The organism is Angustibacter speluncae (genome assembly GCF_054777815.1).
Genome location: NZ_BAAHAF010000133.1, coordinates 1 through 5,788, shown reverse-complemented (window position 1 = coordinate 5,788; position 5,788 = coordinate 1). Strand labels below are relative to the sequence as shown.

General features: G+C 74.7%; 7 protein-coding genes. 1 reads left to right on the top strand and 6 read right to left on the bottom strand.

All coding sequences use genetic code 11. The features are described from left to right. Nucleotides 1–69: 69 nt before the first annotated feature. From ACYVKY_RS15370 to ACYVKY_RS15360, 3 genes are all read right to left on the bottom strand, one after another. Nucleotides 70–852 carry a motility protein A gene (locus ACYVKY_RS15370; RefSeq protein ID WP_460435864.1) on the bottom strand — a complete coding sequence of 261 codons (783 nt, stop codon included), beginning with the start codon at nt 850–852 and terminating at the stop codon, nt 70–72. Further along, entirely contained in the window at nt 852–1,142 is a 291-nt protein-coding gene (locus tag ACYVKY_RS15365; RefSeq protein ID WP_460435863.1) for a flagellar FlbD family protein, read from the bottom strand. The genes ACYVKY_RS15370 and ACYVKY_RS15365 overlap by 1 nt, the downstream gene beginning before the upstream one ends. Nucleotides 1,143–1,232: 90 nt before the next feature. After that, the gene (locus ACYVKY_RS15360; RefSeq protein ID WP_460435862.1) at nt 1,233–2,153 is read right to left on the bottom strand and encodes a DMT family transporter; all 921 of its coding nucleotides are present in this window, start codon (nt 2,151–2,153) and stop codon (nt 1,233–1,235) included. Between the two features lie 76 nt (nt 2,154–2,229). On the opposite strand from ACYVKY_RS15360, the gene ACYVKY_RS15355 reads away from it, so the two are divergent. Then, nucleotides 2,230–3,162, top strand: coding sequence for a LysR family transcriptional regulator (locus ACYVKY_RS15355; protein WP_460435861.1), 933 nt, complete (start codon nt 2,230–2,232; stop codon nt 3,160–3,162). Between the two features lie 52 nt (nt 3,163–3,214). Here the strand turns inward: ACYVKY_RS15355 and ACYVKY_RS15350 are convergent, their stop codons facing one another. The 3 genes from ACYVKY_RS15350 to ACYVKY_RS15340 all read right to left on the bottom strand — a co-directional run. Beyond that, nucleotides 3,215–4,396, bottom strand: a complete 1,182-nt coding sequence (locus tag ACYVKY_RS15350; RefSeq protein WP_460435860.1) for a flagellar hook protein FlgE — start codon at nt 4,394–4,396, stop codon at nt 3,215–3,217. A gap of 68 nt (nt 4,397–4,464) precedes the next feature. Further along, nucleotides 4,465–4,899: a flagellar hook assembly protein FlgD gene (locus ACYVKY_RS15345; RefSeq protein ID WP_460435859.1), complete on the bottom strand. Its 435-nt coding sequence runs from the start codon at nt 4,897–4,899 to the stop codon at nt 4,465–4,467. Between the two features lie 136 nt (nt 4,900–5,035). Beyond that, a partial coding sequence (locus ACYVKY_RS15340; protein ID WP_460435858.1) for a flagellar hook-length control protein FliK occupies nt 5,036–5,788 on the bottom strand: 753 nt, incomplete at its 5' end.

Sequence of the window (5,788 nt, the reverse complement as noted above, 5' to 3'; positions counted from 1 at the left end):
CACGCGCTCAGCCCTGGCGCCAGGGCAGGCCCTCGGCCCGCCAGCCGGCGCCGCCGCGGCGGCCGGCGCTCACGCCGCGGCCTTGCCGGCCGCCGCGTCGGCGGCCTTGGACGGCGGCACCAGGCTCGCGAGGCGCTGCTGCACCAGCCGCGGGTTGGCGCCGGCCTGGATGGCGGTCACGCCCTCGACGACGAGGTGCATCTGCGCGACCTCGGACTCGGTGAGGCGCTTGAGCCGGTTGGCGATCGGGAGCCACATGACGTTGGCCGACAGCACGCCCCACAGGGTCGCGACGAACGCGGCCGCGATCATGTGGCCGAGGTCGTCGGGGTTGCCGAGGTTCTCCAGCACGTGCACCAGCGAGATGACGGTGCCGATGATGCCGATGGTCGGGGCGAAGCCGCCGAGGTCGGTGAAGAACTTCGACGCGACCTTGTCGTGCGCGGTCTTCGCGTCGATCTTGTCGAGCATGATCGTCCGCAGGTCCTCGGGGTCGGTGCCGTCGATGGCCGACTGCAGGCCGTCGCGCAGGAACTCGTCCTCGACGCCGCCGACCGCCTCCTCGAGCGCGAGCAGGCCCTCGCGGCGGGCGCGCTCGGCGAGCGAGACGATCTCGGCGATGGTGTCGGTGGGCGGCTTCGAGCCGCCGAGCAGGGCCTTCTTCAGACCGGCGACGATCGTGGAGATGTCGCGCAGCAGGCCGCCGGCGATGCCGACGCCGAGCGTGCCGCCGAAGACGAGCACGAGCGGGGCCGGCAGCAGGATGGACATCGGGTTGCCGCCCTCGAGCAGCATCGCCACGATGATCGCGCCGAAGCCGACCGCCAGGCCGATCAGGGTCGCGGGATCCATCAGGACCCCCGCACGGGGCGCAGGACGACCGCGGCGGCGGGGACGTCGAGGTCGTCGCCGTCGAGGTCGTCGTCGAGGTCGGGCACGGCCGCCAGGGGGACGTGGCTCGCGGCGATGACGCCGGCGCGGAACAGGCGGACGCGGTCGATGACGACCTCGAGCGACTCGCTCACCACGTACTTGGTGCCGCCGAGCAGGGTCAGCACGGTGTCGGGCGTGCTGTCGACCCGCTCGAGCAGGTCCGGGTTCAGCGCGAACCGCTCGCCGTTCAGGCGCGTGAGGATGATCATGGTGTCCGTCCTTGGAGTGCGTCCGCCCGTCCGTGGGCGGTCACCGGTCCCATCGGCCGCCGCGGCGGCGACCTGAGGAGAACGGACCGGTCAGACCGGGACGCGGACGGCGTCGCGGTCGGTGCCCGGGCCCCCGTCGGCCGGCTGCGCGCCGCGGTCCCCGTCCTGCGGCAGCCGCACCAGCAGCACGGTGGCGAGCACCAGCGACCCGCCCACCAGCTGCGGCACCGTCAGCACCTCGCCGAAGACCAGCGCCGCCGACCCGACGGTCACGACCGGCTCGACGACCGACAGCAGCGCGGCGGCGCCGGGACCCACCCGCGCCAGGCCGGCGAAGAACAGCACGATCGCCGCGACGGTGCTGACGAGCGCGATCAGGGCGAGCCACAGCCACCCGCGGGGCTCGAAGCCGAGGTCGGGGACGCCCGCGACGGCGGCGCGGACGGCGAACGTGCCCGCGGCACCGCAGCAGACCAGTGCGGCGAACGCGAGCGGGTCGCCGCCGGCCACGCGGTCGCCCACCAGGATGTAGCCGGTGTAGACCACGGCGGCGCCGATCGCGCACGCCGCCCCGAGCGGGTCGACGCCACCGGCCGGGGAGCCGCCGAGGACGAGCGCGACCCCCGCGAGCGCGAGCACCAGGGCCACGCCCCGGCGGACGGTCGGCCGCTCGCGGCGGGTCAGCACCGCGCCCGCCGTCACCAGCAGCGGGTAGCCGGAGAACAGCAGCGCCACCTGCGAGGCGTCGACCCGGGTGAGCGCGAACAGGTACAGCCCGGCCTGGGCGGCGTACCCGAGCGCCCCCATCGCCAGACCCGCGACGACGACGCGCGGGCCGAGGTCGCGCAGCCGACCCGCCAGCGCCGCCACCGCGAGCAGCACCGCCCCGGCGAGCACGAAGCGCACGAGCAGCAGCGCGTCGACGCCGACGCCCTCGTCGTACGCGAGGACGGCGAACACCGCCATCAGCCCGAAGGCGACGGCGGACGCGAGGCAGGCGGCGTTCCCCATCGCACCAGCGTGACGCCACGGACCGTTCAGCACCAGCACACGTTCGCACCTGGTGCTGTGCAGCTACGGTGCACGGATGATGGACCTGCGCCGGCTCCGGATGCTGCGCGAGGTGCACGTGCGCGGCACGGTGCACGCGGCGGCCCGCGCGCTCGGCTACACCCCGAGCGCGGTCTCCCAGCAGCTCGCCGTGCTCGAGCGCGAGGCGGGCACCCCCCTCCTCGAGCGGGTGGGGCGCAGCGTGCGGCTGACCGAGGCGGGCGCCGTCGCCGTGGCGCACGCCGACGTCCTGCTCGAGCGGCTCGAGGCGGCGGACGCCGAGGTGTCGGCCGTCGGGGCCGGGCGACCGACCGGACGGGTGCGGGTCGCGGCGTTCCAGTCGGCGTTCCTGCGGGTGGTGGCGCCCACCGTGCGGGCGCTGGCGGCGAGCCACCCCGGGATCCGCGTCGAGGCGACCGAGGCCGAGGTGGAGCAGGCGGTGCCGGACCTGCGGCTGCACCGGCTCGACGTGCTGGTGGGCGACGAGTACGAGGGCGAGCCGCGGCCCGTGCACCCCGAGCTGCGCCGCGACGCCGTGCTGCGCGAGCGCATCAACGTGGTGCTGCCGGTCGACCACCCCGAGGCGTCGTCGTCGCGGGTGCAGCTGTCGCGGCTGGCCGACCTGGCGTGGGCCGCCTGCCAGCCGGGCACCGGGCACCACGCCATGCACCTGCGCGCCTGCCGCGGACTCGGCGGCTTCGAGCCGGACGTGCGCTACACCTCCGACGACTTCCTGATCCTGCTCGAGCTGGTGCGCACCACCGGCGCGGGGGCGCTGCTGCCCGACCTCGTCGTCGGCCTCCAGCCGCCGGGGGTGGTGGCCCGGCCGTTCCGCACCGGCGGGGTGGGTCGCGAGGTCTTCCTGCTCACCCGGCGCGACCGCACGCCCGCGGTGCGGGTGGTGGCCGACGCGCTCGTCGCCGCCGGGAACGCGGCGGCCCCGCCCCCCGAGGGGGACGGGGCCGCCTGAACCGGTCGAGCCGGAACCGGTTGAGCCGGAACCGGTTGAGCCGGAACGGGTGTCAGCGCTTGAGGTTGACCAGGTCCTGCAGCAGCTCGTCCGAGGAGGTGATGACGCGCGAGTTGGCCTGGAAGCCGCGCTGGGCGACGATCAGGTTGGTGAACTCGGCGGCCAGGTCGACGTTCGACATCTCGAGCATGCCGCTGGAGAGCGCGCCGCGGTCGTCCAGGCCCGGGGCGCCGATGCGGGCGGTGCCGGAGTTGACGGTGGTGCGGTACATCGAGCCGCCCGCCTTCTCCAGGCCGGCCACGTTGGCGAAGGTCGCGGTGGCGATCTGGGCGACGGGCTGCTTGAGGCCGTTGCTGAAGATGCCGGTGAGGACGCCGTCCGGGCCGATGGTGAAGGCGGTCAGGCTGCCCACCTGGTAGCCGTCCTGGCTGCTGGTCTTGATCGAGGTGGTGCCGGAGAAGCCGGTCACCGTCGCGAGGTCGAGCGAGATGCCGGACGCCGACGTCAGCGTCGCCGGGGTGGTGGTCTGCGACGCACCGCCCGCGGTGAAGTCGACCGTGCCGAGGACGGTGGTGCCCTCGAGCACCGACCAGGTGTCGGCGTCGTCCTTGCGGAAGGTCACCGAGAGCGTCGACTTGGTGCCCTGGGCGTCGAACACGTCGATCGACGCGGGCAGCGTCGTGCCCACCGCGGCGTCGCCGGGCAGGTTGCCCTCGAAGACCGTCTCGGTGGTGGCCTGCGGCTGCATCAGGGTGCTGATCGGCAGCTTGATGTCGCCGACGCCGGCGGTGGTGCTGATCTGCCCGGTGGCCGGGTCGGCCTGCCAGCCCTGGATCTTCAGGCCCTCGCTGTTGATCAGCGTGCCGTTGATGTCGAAGGTCATCGCGCCGGCGCGGGTGTAGAGGGTCTCGTTGACCGACTTGGCGACGAAGAAGCCGTCGCCGTTGACCATCAGGTCGAGGCTGCGGCCGGTCTGCTGCGCCGAGCCCTGGCCGAAGTTCGTGGTGACGCCGGCGACGCGCACGCCGAGGCCGACCTGCGAGGGGTTCGAGCCGGCCGTGGCGCCCTGCGGCGCGCCGGCGGCGCGCAGCATCTGGCTGAGGGTGTCCTGGAACTGCACGCTCGAGGACTTGAAGCCGTTGGTGTTGACGTTGGCGATGTTGTTGCCGGTGACGTCCATCATCGTCTGGTGCGAGCGGAGCCCGCTGATGCCGGAGAACAGCGAACGGAGCATGGGGGTTCCCTCCTCGAGGGGTGCCTCCCGCACGCGTCCTGCGTACGGGTCGGTGGGTTCGGATGTGGTCAGGAGGAGGCGCCCGCGACGATCGCGGTCACCTTGTCGAGGGCGACATCCGTGTCACCGACGCGCAGCTGGGGGGTGGGGCCGAGCAGCGTGACGGCGGAGACCGTCCCGCTCGAGGTGGAGCCGTCGTCGGCGGTCCACGAGACCTGGCGGCCGACGAGCGACGCCGCACCGAGACGCTGCTGGACGTCGAACGACGCCCGGGTGGTCTCGGCCAGCTCGCTGAGCTTCTCCACGCTCGTGAGCTGTGACGTCTGCGCCATGAACGCCGAGGTGTCCATGGGCGCGGTGGGGTCCTGGTAGCGCAGCTGCGCCACGAGGAGCTTGAGGAACGCGTCCTTGTCGAGCTCGTTCTTGGGCCCGGACGCGCCGCTGGCGGGCTGGCCCAGGACCTGGCTGATCGGGGTGCTGGTGGTCACGCCGTCGATCGGCACGCCGTCCTCCTTCGGTCCGGGGTTCGTGCTGGGTGGTGCCCTGCGGGCTCGGTGCGGGCGCGGGTCGCGCTCCCACCACTGGTCTTCGGCACGAACGGCCCCGCGGTGGAGCCCTTCGGGCCGACGAGTTGGTTGCTCACGTCAGCACGTCCAGCCGGCCGGGGGCGACCCTCGGCAGCACGAGCTCGACGGGGGCCGCGACCGGCGCGGAGGGGGTGCCGGGGCGCTCGCCGCGGCCGGAGCCCGAGCCGCCGCCGGACCCGCCGAGGTCGAGCTGGGCCTGGGGCCCGCTCCCCCGCTGGTCCTGCGCCGACGCGTGCTGGCCGCCGAGCTGGAAACCGCTGCCCTGCAGCAGATCGCGTCGCAGCTCGGGAAGCGCGGCACGGAGCGCCTCGCGGGCCTGCTCGGTGCCGCCGTGCAGCTCGATGCGGACGCGGTCGGCGCTGATCTCGGCGACGACGCGCACCGCGCCGATCTCCTCGGGCTGGACGCGCATGACCAGGCGGTGCACGCCCTCCCCCAGCGAGCGCAGCGCGCCGATGCGCGGGGCCAGCTGCGCCGCGGGGGTCGCGACGACCGGCGCGTGCACCACCGGCGCCGGCGCCTGCGGCGCCTCGGGGGCGGTGAGCGTGGTCGGTGCGGTGACGGCCGTCGCGGCCGCGGCGGGAGCCGGTGCCGCGGCGGCCACAGGGGCGACGACGTCCTGCGACGCCGGCGGGGTCGTCGGCGGGGTCGCCGGAGGAGCGCCCGCCATCGGGACCTGCTGCGCCGCAACGGGTGCAGCGCCCGCCGGGGTGGGACCGCCTCCGTCATGGCGGTGGTGCGACGGCGCGTCGTCGTGCGCGGTGCCCGCGTCGCCGCCGGTGCCGGCCGGGTCCGGCGCGACCGC

Coding starts and splice junctions, on each gene's coding strand:
- ACYVKY_RS15370 (WP_460435864.1), bottom strand. CDS start 852: ATGGATCCCGCGACCCTGATCGGCCTGGCGGTCGGCTTCGGCGCGATC.
- ACYVKY_RS15365 (WP_460435863.1), bottom strand. CDS start 1,142: ATGATCATCCTCACGCGCCTGAACGGCGAGCGGTTCGCGCTGAACCCG.
- ACYVKY_RS15360 (WP_460435862.1), bottom strand. CDS start 2,153: ATGGGGAACGCCGCCTGCCTCGCGTCCGCCGTCGCCTTCGGGCTGATG.
- ACYVKY_RS15355 (WP_460435861.1), top strand. CDS start 2,230: ATGATGGACCTGCGCCGGCTCCGGATGCTGCGCGAGGTGCACGTGCGC.
- ACYVKY_RS15350 (WP_460435860.1), bottom strand. CDS start 4,396: ATGCTCCGTTCGCTGTTCTCCGGCATCAGCGGGCTCCGCTCGCACCAG.